The organism is Aeromonas sp. s5 (assembly GCF_040907865.1).
Lineage (GTDB): Bacteria > Pseudomonadota > Gammaproteobacteria > Enterobacterales > Aeromonadaceae > Aeromonas > Aeromonas dhakensis.
The window spans coordinates 55,178-74,712 of record NZ_JBFOCO010000022.1 but is presented as its reverse complement, the minus strand read 5'-3'; the positions used below and the strand labels follow the sequence as shown (position 1 = coordinate 74,712).

Genomic DNA, 19,535 nt, shown 5'->3' with positions numbered 1-19,535 from the left:
GCTGGGGATCATAAAGAAAACCACCGGGCTTTCACAGAGGAAAGTATCGCCAACCCGCCAATGACAAGCCAGTAATTAGCATGTCACACCACTTACCAATACCTATTTAGTTATAGATATGGTTTCAATCCATGACGGGGATTCCCGCCCTGGCCTCCGCCTTCCGGGCGATCGCCTCCGTCATCCCCTGGAAGATGAAGAGGTGGAACGGCAGCATGGCGAGCCAGTAGGCCAGCCCCCAGGCCCCCTGCGGATGCCAGTGGGCCGTCACCTTGAGCCGGGTCAGCCCCGACTCCTCCGGCAGTATGTTGAACTCCAGCCGACCGACACCGGGGGCCCGCATGTTGAACAGCAGATCCAGCCTGCGCCCCTCGTCCACCCCGAGGATCTGCCAGGAGTCCAGCATATCCCCCTTCACGAAGCGATCCGGGTTGGTGCGACCGCGGGTCAGCGCCGGGCCGCCGATCAGGTGATCCATCCATTCGCGCACCACCCACAGCTGGTTCATGTAGAAGTAGCGCTGCTCGCCCCCCAGCTGCTGCAGTACCTGCCACACCACCTCCGGCGAGGCGAGACTGAGGGCATCGCCGCTGGCGGTGCGGTCATAGAAGCCGTACTCGGGATGACGCCAGCGCAGGCCGAGCGGGGTCTCCTCCCCCTGCTGTTCGGCGCCGAGCCGCTGCTCCAGAGAGAGGCTCTCGGCCAGCGCCTCGTCGAAGCTGAGCAGGGTTTGCGGCAGCAGGGCCCGCAACGGGCCGTCGTCGGCCGGGATGTCGTGCTTGAGGCCGCCCACCAGCGCCTTGGCCACAGGTTGCGGCACCGAGGTGACGAATTGCAGCCACCAGGCGGAGAGGCGCGGGCTCAGGAAGGGGATGGGAATGATGGGGCAGCGCTTGCCGATATGGGCGGCAAACTTCTGCAACTGCTGCTGGTAGCTGAGCAGCTCGGGGCCGGCGGCGTTGAAGATCTGGCCGTCCACCCCGTCGGCCTCCACCAGCCCGCCCAGATAGTGCAGCAGGTTGGACAGTGCAATCGGCGGCGTGCGCGAACGCACCCACTTGGGGGTCACCATCAGTGGCAGGTTGAACACCAGATCCCGCATCACCTCAAACGCCGCCGAGCCGGGGCCAATGATGATGCCGGCGCGCAGCTCCACCGTCGGCACGCCGGCGCCCCGAAACAGCTCGCCACAGTGACGGCGGGAGTTGAGATGGCGGCTGTTGCAGGGTTCGGGCTGGATGGCGCCGAGATAGATGATGCGGCGCACCCCGGCGGCGCGGGCGGCGGCGGCGAAGTTCTTCACCCCCTGCTGCTCCAGCCGGTGAAAGTCGGCCCCCGCCCCCATGGCGTGCACCAGATAGAAGACGGTGTCGATGCCGGCCAAGGCGGGCAGCAGGGTGATGGGCTTGAGGCTGTCGGCGAGGCGAAACTCCACCCCGGGCGGCAGCCGGCAGGGGCGCCGCGCCCCGGCAATCACCCGATAACCCAGCTCCTGCAGATGGGGCACCAGGTAAGAACCTATGTAACCCGCCGCCCCCATCACCAGACAATTCCTCATTCACTCGCTCCTGCTCTGCATCCCTCGTCAACCACACCACCATAGGGCAAAGCGGGCCCTGACAGAACGCCGACCAATAAAAAAGGCGCCCAGTGGGCGCCTTTTTCAGAATTCTTCAGAAGTAAAATTACTTCTTGGTGGTCATCGCACCGAAACGCTTGTTGAACTTGTCTACGCGGCCGCCGCTAGAAACTTCTTTCTGCTTGCCGGTGTAGAACGGGTGGCACTCGGAGCACACGTCCAGGTTCAGATCTTTACCAACGGTAGAGAAAGTGTTGATGACGTTACCGCAAGAGCACTTGGCGGTGATGGCTACGTAGTCAGGGTGGATACCAGCTTTCATGGACAACCTCAAAGTAATAGGCCGTGTCGCCATCCGATCTTCTGTCGGACACCACACGATTGTTGAACACAGTTTCAAAGGCTGCGAATAATATAGGAAATGCCTGAGATCAGGCAAGTGGCTTCGCAGAAAAAATAGGCAATCTCTGGTGAATTCTTCCCAAACCCTGGATCTGGTTCGTGTGGCTGTGCCGGTACCGTTACGCCGTCATTTCGACTATCTCTCCCCCCTGCCCTTGCCGGCCCCCGGCTGCCGGGTCGAGATTCCGTTCGGCCCGCAAACCCTGGTCGGACTGGTGGTGGATCACCCGGCCGACAGCCAGGTACCGCGCAACAAGCTCAAACCCATCAAGCGGGTATTGGATGCGGCGCCAGTGCTGGGGCCGGATATCCTGGCACTGATGAACTGGAGTGCCAGCTATTACCAGCACCCGCTGGGGGAGGTGCTGCCCCACGCCCTGCCGGTGCTGGTGCGCAAGGGGGAGCCCGCCGCCTATCGCGAGCTGGAGTTCTGGTTCGCCACCGAGGCCGGCATGGCGGTCGATCTCAACGAGCTCAAGCGGGCGGCCAAGCAGCAGCAGGCGCTCGCCTTGCTGCGCAAGGGGCCGCAGACCCCCTCCGCCCTCAAGCAGGAGGAGATCCAGAGTGCAGCACTCAGCGCACTGGAGAAGAAGGGGCTGCTGGAGAAACGCTCGCTGGAGCCAAGCCATGAGGGTGACTGGGCCGCCCGCTTCGAGCCGGGCGAGGGGCTGCGTCTCAACGGTGAGCAGGCGCTGGCGGTCTCTGCCGTCACCAGCCAGAGCGACAGGTTCGGCGCCTTTTTGCTGGATGGCATCACCGGCTCCGGCAAGACCGAGGTCTACCTGAGCATCCTCGAGCCCCTGCTCAAGGCGGGCAAACAGGCGCTGGTAATGGTGCCGGAGATCGGACTCACTCCACAGACCATCAACCGCTTCCGGCGCCGCTTCAACGTACCGGTGGTGGCGATGAACTCCGCCATGAACGATCGGGAGCGGCTCGATGCCTGGCTGGCCTGCCGCGACGGCGGCGCCGCCATCCTGATCGGCACCCGCTCCGCGGTGTTCACCCCGTTTCACGACCTCGGCATCATCATCATCGACGAGGAGCACGACGGCTCCTTCAAGCAGCAGGACGGCTTTCGCTACCACGCGCGGGATCTGGCGGTGATGCGCGCCCATCGCGCCGGCATTCCCATCCTGCTCGGCTCGGCCACCCCGTCGCTGGAGACGCTGCACAACGCCCGCAGCGGCAAGTATCACCACCTCAGCCTGACCCGGCGCGCCGGCAACGCCCAGACCGCCCGCCAGGTGATCCTGGACATCAAGAACGTGCGGCTGCAGGCCGGCCTCTCACCCCAGCTGGAGCAGCTGATGGCAGAGCATCTGGCGGCCGGCAACCAGGTGATGCTGTTTCTCAACCGTCGTGGCTACGCCCCGGCTCTTATCTGCCACCAGTGCGGCTGGAGCGCCGCCTGCGAGCGCTGCGATGCCTGGTACACCTGGCACCAGGCCGGGCGACGGCTGCACTGCCACCACTGCGACAGCGTGCGCCCGCTGCCCCATCACTGCCCGGAGTGTGGCAGCAACGAACTGATCGGATCCGGGGTCGGCACCGAACAGCTGGAGCAGCTGCTCGGCACCGTTTTCCCGCAATATCCGGTGGTACGCATCGATCGGGACAACACCCGGCGCAAGGGGGAGCTGGAGACCCACCTCGGCGACATCAAGGCGGGCAAGTACAAGATCCTGATCGGCACCCAGATGCTGGCCAAGGGCCACCACTTCCCGGACGTGACATTGGTGGGGCTGCTGGATGTGGATGGCGCCCTGTTCAGCGCCGATTTTCGCGCCGCCGAGAAGCTGGCCCAGCTCTACACCCAGGTGGCGGGCCGTGCCGGTCGCGCCAGCAAGCCGGGGCTGGTAGTGCTGCAGAGTCACCATCCGGAACACGCCCTGCTGCAGGATCTGACCCAGAACGGCTATGGCCATTTCGCCGACACGGCGTTGAAAGAGCGCCGCCTGCTGGGGCTGCCTCCGTTCAGCTATCAGGGGCTATTTCGGGCCGAGGCCAACGGCCGCGACGAGGTGCAGCTGTTCCTCGCCCGCCTCGCCGACACCCTGCGCAGCGCCCGCTACCCACATGTGCAGGTGCTTGGGCCCATCAGCGGCTTCATGGAGCGCAAGGCGGGCAAGTTCCGCATGCAGTTGCTGGTACAGGGGCCGAACCGGGCGCCACTGGCCCAACTGCTGGATTGGGCGGTGAAGGAGCTGGAGGGGTGGCCCGAGACCAAGCGGGTACGCTGGAGCCTCGACATAGACCCCACCGAGCTGAATTGAGTCAGGTGCTGGTTGCTGAGGGTGAAGCGGTCGCCAACGTGCAACGTCAGCGACCGGGTTTGCCATGCGGGTGCAGGGTTCAGACTCGCAGGTCAACCTGCTGCACCCAGCCGCCCTTTCCCTGCTCGGTCACATAGAGGCCGGACTGACGCAGCACCCCCTGATTGCCGCTTTCCCCCAGATGGTTGAAGGGGGTGTCGAGGGGATGCAGCAGGATGGCACCGATCCCCAGCTCCACCAGGGCGATGGGTGACTGGTCCGGCTGCCAGAACTGCAGCGCCGAGAACTGGCTGTCCCGCTCGTCCAGCACCCCGTTGCCATCCTCATCCAGGGTCGCCAGCTCGCCAAATCCGTTGCCGGAGCGGGCCCCGAACAGCTCGCCGCCGTCATCTATGGTGCCGTTGCCGTTGCGATCCAGCGCCACGAAGCCGCTCCCTTCACTCAGGCCGGGCAGGCTGTCGGCCTTGCCATCCTGATCGAGGTCGAAATTGACCCGGGCGTCGGTCAGGCCGGCTATCTTGCCGTCCAGGCTGAGCACCAGCGGATCCTTTAAGGCATTGAGGGTGGTGCGGCGCTGGCTGATGTCGAGCTGGCGCCAGTCCAGCACAAAGCCCAGATCCAGCTGCAGGGTCTGGCCATCCTGGGTCTGCAAGTTCGCCGCCGCCACCACGTTGAGCTGCTCTTTTTGCAGCAGGCTGTCGGTCACCTCCACCAGCTGATCCGGCTCGGCAGCAGGCTGGGTCCCCTCACCCGTCGGGGTACTCACCCCCTCCGCGCCCTGCTCGGCCGGCTTGATGGGCTCCGGCAACTCTATCTTGTGGCCCAGCATGGCTTCGATCATCAGCTTGATGAGCCGCTGACGATTGTCGAGCCCGTCGTTAGGGATGCCATCCTGTTCGCTCTTGCCGGTCTCGGTGGACTTGGCCGACGCCGGTTCAGGAGCGCTCTGAACCGCACCGGCGGCGCTGCGGCTGGCCATCTGCAGCGTCAGCAGGCTGCTGCGGGTGAAGGTGAGCTGGCTGCCGCTGGCAGCAACGGGTGCAGAGTCCGCCGGCGCCGTGGCAGGGGACTGCACCTGGCTGGCTGGCGGCACGGGGCCGAGCCGGCGCACCTTGCGGGCCTGGGCCTGTTGCTGCTGGTATTGCACCTCCCCCTGGAGGTCGTAGTGATCGATGCGCATATCTTCGCCCTCGGCGCCATACATCTGGTCAGTTATCGACCAGCTGCCGGGGCGGGCTTAACACCGATTGGCTATATCAGCCGGCAGGCACCTCGCCATCGGCACATAACAGCGCCAATGCCAGCGACCTTGCCTGCACCAGTGCCAGCGGTTGCTGATAGCTGTGCGCCATCACCACGGCCCCCTCCAGCAGCAGGCAGATGCCGGTGGCTTGTGCCTCGTGGCAATCGAGCCTGGTGCTGACCCAGTCCAGCAGCGCCTGCTTGTGCGCCACCACCAGCTTGCGAACCGGGTGACGGGGATCGGCAAACTCGGCGCTGGCGTTGATGAAGTTGCAGCCATAGAAGTCGCTGCGGCCAAACCACTCCCCGAAGCCGTCGAACAGGGCGTGCAGACGGCTCTCCCGCCCTTCCTGTCCCTGCAGACGCGCTTCCAGCAGGGCGAAAAACTCCCGCTCGCGGGACTGCAGCACCTCCTCGATCAGGGCATCCTTGGTGGGAAAATGGCGGTAGAGGGTGCGCTTGGTGCTGCCGGCCTCCGCCCAGATGCGGTCGATGCCGGTGGCGTGAAAACCATGGCGGTTGAACAGACGGTAGGCCGTCTCCATCAGCTGCTGCCGTTTTTCGCTCATCGCGTTTTTCCCCTTGAAGTACACCGATCTGTCTACCTAATGTGCCTAATCACGGCTGACAAACCAAGAAGGAAACCGTGATGACGAGATGGTATGGCCCCTTGTGGGCAGGAGTGGGGGCGGCACTGGCGATAGGTGTGCTGGGCTGGTTGAACATCAGCTGGCATGCCGCCCTGATCATGGCGCCCTTCGGGGCCAGCTGCGTGCTGCTGTTTTCCCTGCCGGCGAGCCCGCTGGCACGGCCGTGGAATGTGCTTGGCGGACATCTGCTGACGGCCACCGTCGGCTTGCTGGTACAGGAGCTGCCCCTGCCATTGGAGCTGCAACTGGCCCTGGGCGTGGGGCTGGCCATCGCGCTGATGCAGGGGCTGGATCTGATCCACCCGCCCGCCGGCGCCAACCCCCTGCTGGTGTTGATGACGGGGCAACAGTGGCCCTTTCTGTGGCACACGGTACTGCCCGGAGCCCTGCTGCTGATCCTGCTGGGCTACGGCTTCCAGCGGGTCAAATGGCAGCGACGACTTGGTACCGGTTAAACAGACGAGGGAGGCCTGGGCCTCCCTCGTCGTTCATGCTGTCACCCTGGTCATTGCGCCTGCTGGGAGACCCCCTCCAGTCGCACTTCCACCCGCCGATCTGGTGCCAGGCAGGCGATCAGCGCCGGTCTGGAGCCGCTGCTGCAGTTGTTGCCGGTGATCGGAGAGGACTTGCCGCGCCCCTCGACCCGCACCTTGTCGGCAAACAGCCCCTTGGCAATCAGGTAGTCGGCCACGCTGCGGGCGCGCTGCTCGGAGAGCGCCTGGTTGTAGGCATCGGAGCCGATGCGATCGGTGTGGCCAATCACGGTTGCCACCCCGTCTTTCGGATTGGCCGCCACTATCTGGCTGAACAGAGCGTCGAGCGCCTGGCTGGCAGCCGGCTTCAGGGTCGCCTTGTTGAACTCGAACAGCACGTCCGAGCTCAGGCTAAAGGTTTTGGGCACCACCACCACGGCGGGAGCAGGCGCCGCAGCCGGGGCCGGTACGGGCGCCGCCACTTCGCCGCCCTGCTGACCGAAGCGATAGAGCATGGCGAAGGCCAGCAGGCCGTTGTCCATCTCGATGCCGGAACGATCGAGGGAGGTATCCCCGAGCGGGGTGGTGTACTGGTATTCGAGGCGGGCGGCCCAGTCACGGTCGATGGCGTATTCGGCCCCCAGCGCCCCGACGAACACGGCGCCATGCTTGTTGCCGGTATCCTTGATGAAGTCGGTGGCCGTCTGGGCCGACAGTTCGCTGTTGGTCCAGGCGTAGCCACCGCCGATCCGGCCATAGAGATCCAGCGCATCGTTGACCGGGAACCCTATCTTCATGGTGGTCTGGATCATCTGGCTCTTGGCTTCCCCTTCCACCCTCACCCCGCTCAATTCGCCGGACGAGGTGTACTTGCCGAACCAGTCATAGCCGAATTCGAAGCCCAGGTTGGGGTTGAGCTGATAGCCTGCAAAAGCGCCCAGCCCGAGCGTATCCTTGCTGGTGCTGGTGTTTTGCAACGCCCCCAGGGTGTCGGAGACGACCTGCTTCTGATCCACGTCGAAAAACTTGGACCAGCCGGCCTTGCCGCCGACGTACCAGGTGTTGTCCTGAGCGGCAGCCTGCACGGCCCCGCTGACGAGCAGGCCGCTGACCAGCACGGCAAGTATCGATTTGTTCATGGTAAAAGCCTCTGCAATGAGTCGTGATGGGCGCTCTTGCGCCTCTCTTCCCTGATGGGGCAAACCCGGCCCCGCCCATCAGGTTATCCCATCTGCTGCCAGCCTCAAATGACTTTGGACTCAAGAGTGTGAAGCGCCCGGCATTCCCGGCAGCAAAACGCCCCATGCTGGGGTATCCACGGGTGCGCCGGCAGCACCATGAAAAAGGGAGGCCGATGGCCTCCCTCTTGCTGCTTGCAGCGCGCCTAGCTGGCCAGAAACAGCCGATAGGCGGGGTCGTCGCTCACCTCTTTCCAGCCGTAGCCAATCTCGTGCAGGTAGTCGTGGAATGACGCCACGTCCTCGTCCGGCAGCTCGAAGGCACAGAGCACCCGGCCATAGTCAGCGCCGTGGTTGCGGTAGTGGAACAGGCTGATGTTCCAGCGACAGCCCAGGGTCTCCAGAAAGCGCATCAGGGCGCCAGGCTGCTCCGGAAACTTGAAGCTGTAGAGACGTTCACCGAGGGGCCGGGCCGGGCGGCCGCCAATCATGTAGCGCACGTGATTCTTGGCCAGCTCGCTCTCGGTCATGTTGACCACCGGGTAGCCGTTGCCGCCGAGCTGATCGATGATCTGGCCCAGCTCCTCGTCACCGCCGCTGAGGCGCACCGAGACGAACAGCGACGCCTGCTCGGCATCGGCGTAACGGTAGTTGAACTCGGTCACCATGCGGGGCCCGAGCTGACGGCAGAAGTCGAGGAAGGCCCCTTTGCGCTCGGGGATGGTCACCGCCAGCATGCCCTCGCGCTTCTCGCCGATCTCGCAACGCTCCGACACGTAGCGCAGGCTGTGGAAGTTGACGTTGGCACCGGACAAAATGGCCGCCATCCGGCCACCCTTGACCTGCTCCCGCTCGCTGTAGGCCTTGAGGCCGGCCAGTGACAGGGCGCCCGACGGCTCGGCAATGGCGCGACAGTCGTCGAAGATGTCTTTGAGCGCGGCGCAGATCTGGTCGTTAGAGACGGTCACCACCTCGTCCAGATACTGGTTGCACAGGCGGAAGGTCTCCTCGCCGATGCGCTTGACCGCCACCCCGTCCGCAAACAGCGAGACTCGCTCCAGATTGACCGGCTCGCCGGCCGCCAGCGCAGCCTTGAGGCAGGCGGAGCCCTCCGCCTCCACCCCGATCACCTTCACATCCGGCAGCAGCTGTTTGATGTAGACCGCCACCCCGGCGGCCAGCCCGCCGCCCCCCACCGGCACAAAGACGTGGGTGAGATGGGTATCCTGCTCCAGCAGCTCCTTGCCGATGGTGCCCTGCCCGGCGATCACCTCGACGTCGTCAAACGGCGGGATCAGGGTGTAGCCCTCCAACTCGGCGAGACGGCGGCTCTCGCCGTAGGCCTCGTCGAAGCTGTTGCCAAACAGCAGCACGTTGCCGCCCTGGCGGCGCACCGCATCGATCTTGATGTCCGGCGTGGTCTTGGGCATCACGATGATCGCCTTGATGCCGAGCCTGGCGGCCGACAGGGCGACCCCCTGGGCGTGGTTGCCGGCAGAGGCGGCGATGACGCCGCGCTCCTTCTGCTCCTGGGTCAGGGTGGCAATCTTGTGGTAGGCGCCGCGCAGTTTGAAGGAGTGGACCGGTTGCAGGTCCTCCCGCTTCAGACTGACGTGATTGCCGAGCCGCTCGGAGAGTTTCTTCAGGGTTTGCAAAGGGGTAACCCGCGCCGCCTCGTAGACAGGAGAGAGCAACACCTTGCGTAGATAATCCGCCGCAGAGACCATGACTTATTCCCCCAGCATCGAGCGATCGCGCCACATCAACCCTTTGTCGGCGCAAAGACCGACCAGTCGGGTCGACTGCTCATAGTTCATATTGGAATTCATCTTTATTCCCCCAACAGGGTGCGATCACGCACCGCGCCTTTATCTGCGCTGGTAGCGAACATGGCGTAGGCGCGCAGGGCAAAAGAGACCTGACGCTGGCGATCGAGCGGCTTCCAGCCACGAGCTTCGACGGCGACGCGGCGGGCGGCCAGCACGCTGTCGGCCACCTCCAGCACCATGCTGCGGGCCGGGATGTCGATGTTGATGATGTCGCCATCCTCCACCAGACCGATAGTGCCGCCAGAGGCCGCCTCCGGCGAGACGTGACCGATGGAGAGACCCGAGGTGCCGCCGGAGAAGCGGCCGTCGGTGATCAGCGCACACGCCTTGCCCAGGCCCATGGATTTCAGATAGGTGGTGGGGTAGAGCATCTCCTGCATGCCTGGGCCCCCTTTCGGGCCCTCGTAGCGGATCACCACAACTTCACCAGCCTGGACTGTGCCATCCAGAATGCCGGCGACCGCAGTGTCCTGGCTCTCGAATACCCGGGCCGGACCGCGGAAGGTGAGGTTCTCCTCGTCCACCCCGGCGGTCTTGACGATGGCGCCGTTCAGCGCCAGGTTGCCGGCGAGCACGGCCAGGCCCCCTTCCAGGCTGTAGGCGTTGTCCAGCGAGCGGATGCAGCCCTCGGCTCTGTCCAGATCCAGCTCCGGCCAGCGGCAATCCTGGCTGAACGCCTTGGTGGTGCGGATGCCGGCCGGGCCGGCGCGATAGAAGTCCACCACCTCCTGGCTCGGCTGACGGCTGACGTCATACTCGGCCAGCAGCTCCACCAGCGAGGTGCCCAGCACGTTGCGGGCGTCGCCGTGCACCAGACCCGCTTTCTCCAGCTGGCCCAGGATGGCGATGACGCCGCCGGCGCGGTGCACGTCTTCCATGTGGTACTTCTGGGTGGAGGGCGCCACCTTGCACAGCTGAGGCACCTTGCGGGACATGCGGTCGATGTCGGTCATGGTGAAGTCGACACCCGCCTCCTGGGCCGCCGCCAGCAGGTGCAGCACAGTATTGGTGGAGCCGCCCATGGCGATGTCGAGCGCCATGGCGTTCTCGAACGCCGCCTTGGTGGCGATGTTGCGTGGCAGCGCCGAGGCATCGTCCTGCTCGTACCAGCGCTTGGCCAGCGTGACGATGCGCTGGCCCGCCAGCTTGAACAGCTGCTCACGGTCTGCGTGGGTCGCCAGCAGCGAGCCGTTGCCCGGCTGGGAGAGACCCAGCGCCTCGGTCAGGCAGTTCATGGAGTTGGCGGTAAACATGCCGGAGCAGGAGCCGCAGGTGGGACAGGCGCTGCGCTCCACCTGTTCGCTCTGGGCGTCGGAAACCTTGGGGTCGGCGCCCTGGATCATGGCGTCCACCAGATCCAGCTTGATGATCTGATCGGAGAGCTTGGTCTTGCCCGCTTCCATCGGGCCGCCGGAGACGAAGATCACCGGGATGTTGATGCGCAGGGCGGCCATCAGCATCCCCGGGGTGATCTTGTCGCAGTTGGAGATACAGACCATGGCGTCGGCGCAGTGGGCGTTGACCATGTACTCCACCGAATCCGCGATAAGCTCGCGCGACGGCAGGGAGTAGAGCATGCCACCGTGGCCCATGGCGATACCGTCATCCACGGCGATGGTGTTGAACTCCTTGGCGACCCCGCCGGCGGCTTCGATCTCGCGCGCCACCAGCTGGCCCAGGTCCTTGAGGTGGACGTGGCCCGGCACGAACTGGGTGAAGGAGTTGACCACGGCGATGATGGGCTTGCCGAAATCCTGATCGGTCATGCCGGTGGCACGCCACAGGGCGCGGGCCCCGGCCATGTTACGTCCGTGGGTGGTGGTGGCGGATCTCAACTTCGGCATTGTCTCTACTCCCTGAATGCCCAGCGGGCTCATTATCTTTGGAAATGAAAAAGTGACTCTCGGATCGGGAATCGATCCTGGTGAGGACACAGCGCAGTGCCCTGACCGGAAGCGACTCGGGGAGGCACATCGCCTCCCCTCATTTGTCAGTCAGCCACCGGCGTCAACCAGCCCCACTTGTCTTCGGTCTGGCCGTTGAACAGGCCGAAGAAGGCGTTCTGCAGCTGCTCGGTCACCGGGCCACGGCAACCGGCACCCACCTGCATGCGATCGACGGAGCGCACCGGGGTCACCTCGGCTGCCGTGCCGGTCATGAAGATCTCGTCTGCGACATACAGGGCCTCACGGGGCAACGCCTGCTCACGCACCTCGTATCCCAAGTCACGCGCGAGGGTCATGATGGTGTCGCGGGTGATACCGGGCAGGATGGCGGCGGTAGCGGGCGGAGTGAACAGCACGCCGTTCTTCACCAGGAACAGGTTCTCCCCCGCCCCTTCGCTCAGGTAGCCGTTCACGTCCAGCGCCAGCCCCTCGGCGAAGCCGTTGCGCTTGGCCTCGCGACTGATCAGCTGGGAGGAGAGATAGTTGCCGCCCGCCTTGGCACCGGTGGGAATGGTGTTGGGAGCGAGCCGGTTCCAGGAGGTGACGCACACATCCACCCCGTTCTTCAGTCCCTCTTCCCCCAGATAGGCGCCCCAGGGAATGGCCGCAACGATCACGTCGGCCTTGGCATCCTTGGGAGGATGCAGGCCAAGGCCCACGTTACCGATGAAAGCCAGCGGGCGCAGATAGCCGCTCTTCAGGCCGTTCTCGCGCACCACGGTGCGGCAGGCTTCATTCACTTCGGTCTCGCTGTAGGGGACGTCCATCCAATAGATCTTGGCGGAGTCGAACAGGCGGCGGGTGTGCTCCTGCAGACGGAAGATGCAGGTCCCCTTGGGGGTGTCGTAGGCACGTACCCCCTCGAACACCGAGGAGCCGTAGTGCAGGGCGTGGCTCATCACGTGCACCTGGGCATCCTGCCAGGGCACCAGTTTGCCGTTGAACCAGATGTATTGGGGGTGAGTGGCGGATTGGGAAGGCTGTGACATTGGCTTGGCTCCTTAAGCTCTGATCCGGGGTTGCTGTTCCAGTGCATCGACCCGGGAGACGTCCACCAGCTTGACCAGCTGGCTCCACAACTGCTGGATGGGACGCACCGACTCGACAGTAACCGTGATCCGCAGTTGTTGGCAATCCTGCTCCATGTTGAGGGCGCAGAGGTTGAAACCGCGGTGACGCACCACCCGCAGCACCCGCTCCATCACTTCGGGTCTGGGCTGGGCATGGATTTGCAAGGTATTGAACTGACTCATGGGCGTTGCTCCATCATCTGGTGGTTGGCGACTCCTGGCGGAACCAGGGGCCAGACGTTTTCTTCCTCTGAAATGGCCACATGCAGCAGATAGGCGCTCTCACTCGCCAGCAGGCGGTCGAGGGCCGGGGCTATCTCCTCCTTGCATGTGATGGTCTCGCCCGGAATGCCGAAGGCGGCGGCCAGGGCCACGAAATCGGGGTTGTCGGAGAGGATGGTCTCGCTGTAGCGGCCGTCGAAGAACAGCTCCTGCCACTGGCGCACCATGCCGAGGCGCTGGTTGTCCAGCAGCACCATCTTCACCTTGAGCTGGGCCCGGCGGATGGTGCCAAGCTCCTGCACGTTCATCATGAAAGAGCCGTCGCCGCTCACCAGCACCACCTCATCTTCGGGGCGCGACATCTTGGCGCCGATGGCGGCGGGCAGGCCGAAGCCCATGGTGCCGAGACCGGCGCTGGAGAGGTGGTTGCGCGGGCTGGTGAAGCGCATGTGCTGGGCCACCCACATCTGGTGCTGACCCACGTCGCAGGCCACCACGCTGCTCTCCGGCAACCTGGCAGAAAGCTGCTTGAGCAGTGCCGGGGCATAAATGGGCTGGCCGGGATGGTCGTAACGAAAGGCGTACTCGCGGGCCATGTTCGCGCAGTGCTCACGCCATGGGTCGACGGCAAGGGACATGGCAAGGCGCGGCAGCACCTGTTTCAGATCCTGGGTGATGCCCACTTCGGCGGCGCGGCGCTTGCCGAACTCGGCGGCATCCACATCGAGATGGATGACTTTTGCCTCGGGGGCGAACTCCTCCAGCTTGCCGGTCACCCGATCATCGAAACGAGCGCCCACCACCACCAGCAGGTCGCACTGCTGCACCGCATAGTTGGCGGCCTTGGTGCCGTGCATGCCGAGCATGCCCAGATAAACAGGGCTGTCGGGGTCGAGCGCGCCTATTCCCTTGAGGGTGGTGACCGCAGGCATGCCGGTGGCGACGGCAAAGTCGCGCAGCTGCTGCTCGGCGTTGGCCATCCCCACCCCGCCGCCGACGTAGAGCACCGGGCGCTCGGCGGTGGCCAGCAGGGAGCGAGCGGCCGTCAGCTCGGCCGGATTGAGATGCTCGGGCTCCGCCACCGCAAACAGCGGACTCTGGGCCGGCACCGCGGCCAGTTGCACGTCCTTGGGCAGATCGATCAGTACGGGGCCGGGGCGCCCCTCGCTGGCGATGGCGAAGGCCTCGGCGATCACCTGAGGCAAATCCGCCACGTCCGTCACCATGAAGGAGTGCTTTGTGCAGGAGAGAGACATGCCGAGCACGTCCACTTCCTGGAACGCATCGGTTCCCACGGCGGCGCAGGGCACCTGGCCGCTGATGGCCACCAGCGGTACCGAGTCGAGCAGCGCCTCCGCAAGGCCAGTCACCAGGTTGGTGGCACCCGGGCCCGAGGTGGCGATGCAAACCCCCACCTGACCGGAGGCGCGGGCAAAGCCCACCGCCGCCATGGCGGCCCCCTGCTCGTGGCGGCAGAGCTGGTGCGCCAGACCGCCGTCATACAAGGCATCGTAGACCGGCATGATGGCCCCGCCCGGGTAACCAAACACCTGGGTCACACCCTGTTTCTTGAGAGCCTGTACCAAAAACTGCGCGCCGTTCATCTGGAAAATCCTGTCCTTTGGTCGAAAAAAAACCCCCGGGCCGTGAGGCTCGGGGGTCGCTTGTTTCGTTCTGTCCGGTGGTGGGTCTATCCCTTGTTCCGTGCAGCTAAACGAGCCCCGAGCGGTGAGATAATAATCACCACTAGGACCACAATAATGCTGACGAAACGGGAGGCCATGTTCATAGTTACAACCGGAAATCCTGTGAAATTGGGGCGGTTTTTACCGCGAATGGCTATTAGAACTAGCACGGCGGATTTTATTGGGCAAGCGTTTTTTGCCTGACAAGACTCTGATTTTCACTGAGTCCAATCGCGTCAGTTGGAATAAAAAACTAATAAAAAACGGTTAACCAGCACATACATCAAACCAAGGACGGGATTTATGTCATTAGCTGTGGTTTATAGCCGTGCCAGCCTGGGAATAGCGGCCCCGCAAGTCACGGTGGAAGTGCACCTCTCCAACGGTCTGCCCGCCTTCAACATGGTGGGCCTGCCGGAAACCTCGGTGAAGGAGTCGCGGGATCGGGTGCGCAGTGCCCTGCTCAACGGCAATTTCGAGTTCCCGAGCAAGCACATCACGGTCAATCTGGCCCCCGCCGATCTGCCCAAGGAGGGGGGCCGTTTCGATCTGGCTATCGCCATCGGTATTCTCGCCGCTTCCAAGCAGATACCGGCAAAATATCTGCTTGATCACGAATTTTTGGGGGAACTGGCCCTGACCGGCGAGATCCGCCCCGTGCTCGGCGTGCTGCCCGCCGTGCTCGCCTGCCGGGACGCGGGGCGCACCCTGCTGGTACCGCGGGAGAACGGCCCCGAGGCCTCGCTGATCCAGGACGCAGAAGTGCGCACCGCCCATCAGCTGCTGGCCGTCACCGCCTGGCTGGCGGGTCAATACGAGCTGCCGCTGCCGGATCCCCAGAGCGCGGAGAGCCTGCCCGATGTGCCGGATCTGCAGGATGTGATCGGCCAATCCCAGGCCAAGCGGGCACTGGAGATCGCCGCCGCCGGCAGCCACAACCTGCTGTTTATCGGCCCGCCCGGCACCGGCAAGAGCATGCTGGCCAGCCGCTTGCCCGGCATTCTGCCACCGCTGAGCGAACAGGAGGCGCAGCAGACCGCCGCCATCCACTCCATCGGCGGCCTCACCCCGCGCGCCGGTTATTGGCATCACAGGCCCTATCGCACACCGCACCACAGCGCCTCGGCCGTGGCGCTGGTGGGCGGCGGCAGCCATCCAAGGCCCGGTGAAATATCCCTGGCCCACAACGGGGTGCTGTTTCTGGATGAACTGCCGGAGTTCGAGCGCAAGGTGCTCGACTCCCTGCGCGAGCCGCTGGAAACGGGCCACATCACCATCAGCCGGGCCGCCCGTCAGGTGGATTTTCCCGCCCGCTTCCAGCTGGTCGGCGCCATGAACCCCAGCCCCTGCGGCCACTATGGCGATGGCCAGACCCGCTCCAGCCCGGATCAGATCCTGCGCTACCTCGGCAAGCTCTCCGGCCCCTTTCTCGACCGCTTCGACCTGACGGTGGAGGTGCCGCTGCTGCCCAAGGGCAGCCTGACCGGCAAGGCCGAGCGGGGGGAGTCGAGCCAGCAGATCCGCGAGCGGGTGCTGGGGGCACGGGAGCGCATGCTAAGCCGCAACGGCAAGCTCAACAACCTGCTTGATAGCCGTGAAATCGAAGAAATTTGCCGCTTATCGCCGCAGGATGCCGAGTTTCTGGAGAACGCCATCCAGAAGCTTGGGCTCAGCATCCGGGCCTGGCACCGCATCCTGCGGGTATCGCGCACCATCGCCGATCTGGCGGGGCACGCCGCCATCGAAAGAGAGCACCTGATCGAGGCGCTCGGTTACCGGGCGATGGATCGGCTGCTGTCACGGCTGCGCAGCGGCTGATGGGTCGCAAGCGCACCTGACGGCCCTGCATGGTCTCGCGGGCCATCGGCTGATATTATGGCCACAGATCTGACCACTTGATGGCCCTTTATCGACAGCAAGACGGACCCGACCCATGCCCAACAAGCTGATTGAGCGACTGCGCGGCAGCCTCTCGACCCTGCTCTATTTTCTCAACACCCTGTTCTGGTTTATCCCGATCCTCTCGCTGGGCCTGCTCAAGCTGGTGCTGCCCCTCAAGGGCTGGCGCACCTTCTGCAATGCCCTGCTGGATGGCAGCGCCGGCTGCTGGATCGGTTTCAACAACCTGATCCAGAAAACCATCATCAGAACCCCTTTCGATGTGGTCGGAGTGGACAAAGGGCACCGGAATGAGTGGTATATGGTGATTGCCAACCATCAATCCTGGGTCGACATACTGGTACTGCAGCGGGTTTTTAATCAAAAAATCCCCTTCCTGAAGTTTTTCCTCAAGAAAGAACTGATTTGGGTACCTTTCCTCGGGCTGGCCTGGTGGGCGCTGGATTTCCCCTTCATGCAGCGATATTCCCGCAAACTGCTGGAAAAGAAGCCCCATTTGAAGGGAAAAGACATAGAGACCACGCGCAAGGCCTGTGCCAAGTACCGCCACATGCCGGTGAGCGTGATGAACTTCGTGGAGGGCACCCGCTTCACCGCCCGCAAACACGACAAACAGGCAGCGCCCTATCGCCACCTGCTGCACCCGCGGGCTGGCGGCATTGCCTTCACCCTGGCAGCCATGGGCGATCAGCTGCACAAGCTGGTGGATGTGACCATCGCCTATCCGGGTGGCATCCCCAGCTACTGGGACTTCATGTGCGGTCGGGTCAAGGAGATCAAGGTTCGGGTCCGCTTTCTGCCGATCGAACGCAATCTGGTGGGGGATTACTTCAATGACCCCGAGTTCCAACAAGAGTTTCAGCAGTGGTTGAACGGGATCTGGCACGAGAAGGACCAGACCCTGAACCAGCTGCTGACAGACAAGACGCCCCAAACTACGCCATGCTAAGCCTGCTCCCGGGTCCGCTGGTGCTGCTCATCAGCGCCAGCCTGACCATACTGTTTACCGCCCTGTGCGCCAGCCTGATCCTGCTGGTGTCGCTGGTCAAACTGCTGCCCGTTCCGCCCCTGGCCCGTGCCTGCAGCCGGCTCAACAACCGCTTCATGCGGCTGTGGCTGGCCTGCAACGCCCTGGTGATCCGCCTCACCACCCGCATCGACTGGCAGGTGGAGGACGACACCCGGCTGCGCAAGGATGGCTGGTATCTCATCATCAGCAACCACATGAGCTGGACCGACATAGTCGTGCTGGGCCACCTGTTTCGCGACCGGCTGCCGGTGCCCAAATTCTTCATGAAGCACGAGCTCATCTATATACCGCTGCTGGGGCTGGCCTGCTGGGGGCTGGACATGCCCTTTATGCGTCGCTACTCACGGGAGTTCTTGCTGCGCAACCCGCATCTGCGGGGCAAGGATATCGAGACCACCCGCAACGCCTGCGAGCAGTTTCGCCACATCCCTACCACCGTCATCAACTTCGTGGAGGGGACCCGCTTCACCGAGGCGAAGCGCGATGCCTCCCGCTCCCGATACCAGCATCTGATGCCGCCCAAGGCGGCGGGGCTGGCCTTCACCCTGGCGGCCATGGGGGAGCAGTTCGACAGCCTGATCAACGTCACCATCAGCTATCCGGACAACGTCGAGACCCCCTTCAAGGACTTCCTGATGGGGCGGATGAAGCGCATCCGGGTACGAATCGAGGAGCTGCCGGTGGGCGAGCAGCTGGTGGGGGATTACTTCAATGACAAGCAGTTCAAGCGCGGCTTCCAGGAGTGGCTGAACCAGCGCTGGCAGGAGAAGGATGCCGTGCTGGCGCAGTGGCAGGCGGCCGATGCGGCGGCTCAGACCGAGCCGCAGGCAGCCGAGGCGAGCGCCGAGGCCAGCTCGGGCAGCTGATCCTCGCTGAACACGGCGATGCCGTGGCGGCGCAGCAGGGCAGTGGTCATGCCCTCGCCCGCCACGGACTGCCCCTCGAAGCGGCCGTTGTAGATGCGGCCGCTGCCGCAGGAGGGGCTCCCCTCCTTCAGCAGGGCGAAGCGAATGCCCTGCTGCTGACAAGTCGCCAGCGCCAGCGCGGCGCCACGGGCAAACTCCGCCGTCACATCCAGCCCGCTTGCGGTCATCACTCGCTCCCCTTGCCGCTCGGCAGGGGGGCGCGGCGTCGGCAGACCGCCCGCCACCTCGGGGCAGAAGGCCAATGCCCGCCCCTCGGCCCCCAGCGTCTGCAGCCAGTCGCTGACGATGCCCTTGCTCTGGCCGTCGTAACGAACCGGCTGACCCAGCAAGCAGGCACTCACCAATACCTTGTGCACGCTGGTCTCACTCATGCTTTGCTCCCCCGCTGGCTAAAACCTGGGCCCTCGTAGCGCAACGAACATGGACCCAGCAGACAGGCGCTTACCAATACCTTGTGCACACCTGCACCACTCATGCTTCCGCTCCGTGCATCACCTGATCGAACATCACGCAGCAGGGGCTCTCCAGCCGGTAGAGGATGGCGGGACGCTGCTTGCCGGTGCGCTTGCGGCCGGTGTCCACCAGGATATCGGCGCGATGGATGCGCTTGCGAAAGGCGGCCGTGTTCATCGGGGTCTGCAGGATGATTTCGAAGGCCCGCTGCACCTCGGAGAGGGTGAACTCGGCCCCCAGCAGTTGCAGCGGCAGGGTGCTGTAACGGCTCTTGATGCGCAGTCGCTCCAGCCCTCTGGCGATCAGCTGGGTGTGGTCGAAGGCGAGGCTGAGCCCCGGCAGGGCTGCAAGCGGGTGCCAACAGCCGTGGAGAACCTCCACCTCGGGATCCACCAGACAGAGGTAGACCAGGGTGGTGGACCAGCCACGGGGATCCCGCTCCAGGTTGCCCAGGGTGCAGACCTGCTCGCTGTAGCAATGGCCCAGCCCCCATTCGGTCAGCAGGCGATGGCGAGCCGCGTCCAGATCCCGATCCCGGGTCTCGTCGATGCGCAGGGCCGGCAGTTGCCAGCAGTGGGCAAAGGGCGGGCGATCGCGGGTCTCCAGCAGCAGCTCGAGCCGCTCCTCGTTCAACCGCAGCACCACCATATCCAGACTCATTCTCAACATGCCGAT

At 64.3% G+C, this 19,535-nt stretch carries 17 protein-coding genes; 5 read left to right on the top strand and 12 right to left on the bottom strand.

Annotated features, from left to right (window positions below; translation table 11 throughout):
- Positions 1-124: 124 nt before the first annotated feature.
- Together AB5Y94_RS12110 and rpmE are read right to left on the bottom strand one after the other, a co-directional pair.
- Positions 125-1,558, bottom strand: coding sequence for a DUF2867 domain-containing protein (locus AB5Y94_RS12110; RefSeq protein ID WP_095591668.1), 1,434 nt, complete (start codon positions 1,556-1,558; stop codon positions 125-127).
- 127 nt (positions 1,559-1,685) lie between these two features.
- Positions 1,686-1,901 carry a 50S ribosomal protein L31 gene (gene rpmE, locus AB5Y94_RS12105; protein ID WP_005306787.1) on the bottom strand — a complete coding sequence of 72 codons (216 nt, stop codon included), beginning with the start codon at positions 1,899-1,901 and terminating at the stop codon, positions 1,686-1,688.
- Positions 1,902-2,049: 148 nt separating this feature from the next.
- On the opposite strand from rpmE, the gene priA reads away from it, so the two are divergent.
- A complete protein-coding gene (gene priA / locus AB5Y94_RS12100; protein WP_082970173.1) occupies positions 2,050-4,257 on the top strand; it encodes a primosomal protein N' in 2,208 nt (735 codons plus the stop codon).
- A gap of 79 nt (positions 4,258-4,336) precedes the next feature.
- Here priA and AB5Y94_RS12095 read toward each other — a convergent pair whose 3' ends face one another.
- Together AB5Y94_RS12095 and AB5Y94_RS12090 are read right to left on the bottom strand one after the other, a co-directional pair.
- Entirely contained in the window at positions 4,337-5,461 is a 1,125-nt protein-coding gene (locus tag AB5Y94_RS12095; protein WP_042050040.1) for a hypothetical protein, read from the bottom strand.
- 52 nt (positions 5,462-5,513) lie between these two features.
- On the bottom strand, positions 5,514-6,068 hold the full coding sequence (locus tag AB5Y94_RS12090; RefSeq protein WP_017779486.1) for a TetR/AcrR family transcriptional regulator: 555 nt from the start codon (positions 6,066-6,068) through the stop codon (positions 5,514-5,516).
- Positions 6,069-6,205: 137 nt separating this feature from the next.
- On the opposite strand from AB5Y94_RS12090, the gene AB5Y94_RS12085 reads away from it, so the two are divergent.
- Positions 6,206-6,604, top strand: coding sequence for an HPP family protein (locus AB5Y94_RS12085; protein WP_017781278.1), 399 nt, complete (start codon positions 6,206-6,208; stop codon positions 6,602-6,604).
- 50 nt (positions 6,605-6,654) lie between these two features.
- On the opposite strand, the gene ompA is transcribed toward AB5Y94_RS12085, so the two are convergent.
- The 6 genes from ompA to ilvG all read right to left on the bottom strand — a co-directional run bounded on the left by ompA (position 6,655) and on the right by ilvG (position 14,471).
- Positions 6,655-7,761 (bottom strand): porin OmpA, encoded by a 1,107-nt coding sequence (gene ompA / locus AB5Y94_RS12080; RefSeq protein ID WP_017781279.1) that lies wholly within the window; start codon positions 7,759-7,761, stop codon positions 6,655-6,657.
- 245 nt (positions 7,762-8,006) lie between these two features.
- Complete coding sequence (gene ilvA / locus AB5Y94_RS12075; RefSeq protein WP_042005589.1) at positions 8,007-9,527, bottom strand: threonine ammonia-lyase, biosynthetic; 1,521 nt, start codon at positions 9,525-9,527, stop codon at positions 8,007-8,009.
- Between the two features lie 104 nt (positions 9,528-9,631).
- Positions 9,632-11,473, bottom strand: a complete 1,842-nt coding sequence (gene ilvD / locus AB5Y94_RS12070) for a dihydroxy-acid dehydratase (RefSeq protein WP_279451947.1) — start codon at positions 11,471-11,473, stop codon at positions 9,632-9,634.
- A gap of 146 nt (positions 11,474-11,619) precedes the next feature.
- Complete coding sequence (locus tag AB5Y94_RS12065) at positions 11,620-12,564, bottom strand: branched-chain amino acid transaminase (RefSeq protein ID WP_368205587.1); 945 nt, start codon at positions 12,562-12,564, stop codon at positions 11,620-11,622.
- 12 nt (positions 12,565-12,576) lie between these two features.
- Positions 12,577-12,828 (bottom strand): acetolactate synthase 2 small subunit, encoded by a 252-nt coding sequence (gene ilvM, locus AB5Y94_RS12060; protein ID WP_005306810.1) that lies wholly within the window; start codon positions 12,826-12,828, stop codon positions 12,577-12,579.
- Positions 12,825-14,471, bottom strand: a complete 1,647-nt coding sequence (gene ilvG, locus AB5Y94_RS12055) for an acetolactate synthase 2 catalytic subunit (protein WP_368205585.1) — start codon at positions 14,469-14,471, stop codon at positions 12,825-12,827. Before ilvG ends, ilvM begins: the two co-directional genes overlap by 4 nt.
- Positions 14,472-14,855: 384 nt before the next feature.
- On the opposite strand from ilvG, the gene AB5Y94_RS12050 reads away from it, so the two are divergent.
- From AB5Y94_RS12050 to AB5Y94_RS12040, 3 genes are all read left to right on the top strand, one after another.
- Complete coding sequence (locus AB5Y94_RS12050; protein ID WP_368205584.1) at positions 14,856-16,370, top strand: YifB family Mg chelatase-like AAA ATPase; 1,515 nt, start codon at positions 14,856-14,858, stop codon at positions 16,368-16,370.
- Between the two features lie 115 nt (positions 16,371-16,485).
- Positions 16,486-17,400, top strand: coding sequence for an acyltransferase (locus AB5Y94_RS12045; RefSeq protein WP_099360239.1), 915 nt, complete (start codon positions 16,486-16,488; stop codon positions 17,398-17,400).
- Positions 17,394-18,347: an acyltransferase gene (locus AB5Y94_RS12040; protein ID WP_268037732.1), complete on the top strand. Its 954-nt coding sequence runs from the start codon at positions 17,394-17,396 to the stop codon at positions 18,345-18,347. The genes AB5Y94_RS12045 and AB5Y94_RS12040 overlap by 7 nt, the downstream gene beginning before the upstream one ends.
- On the opposite strand, the gene AB5Y94_RS12035 is transcribed toward AB5Y94_RS12040, so the two are convergent.
- The gene (locus AB5Y94_RS12035) at positions 18,293-18,778 is read right to left on the bottom strand and encodes a DUF523 domain-containing protein (protein WP_017764912.1); all 486 of its coding nucleotides are present in this window, start codon (positions 18,776-18,778) and stop codon (positions 18,293-18,295) included. The genes AB5Y94_RS12040 and AB5Y94_RS12035 overlap by 55 nt on opposite strands.
- A gap of 100 nt (positions 18,779-18,878) precedes the next feature.
- Positions 18,879-19,529: a DNA mismatch repair protein MutT gene (locus tag AB5Y94_RS12030; protein WP_005306829.1), complete on the bottom strand. Its 651-nt coding sequence runs from the start codon at positions 19,527-19,529 to the stop codon at positions 18,879-18,881.
- Positions 19,530-19,535: the final 6 nt, after the last annotated feature.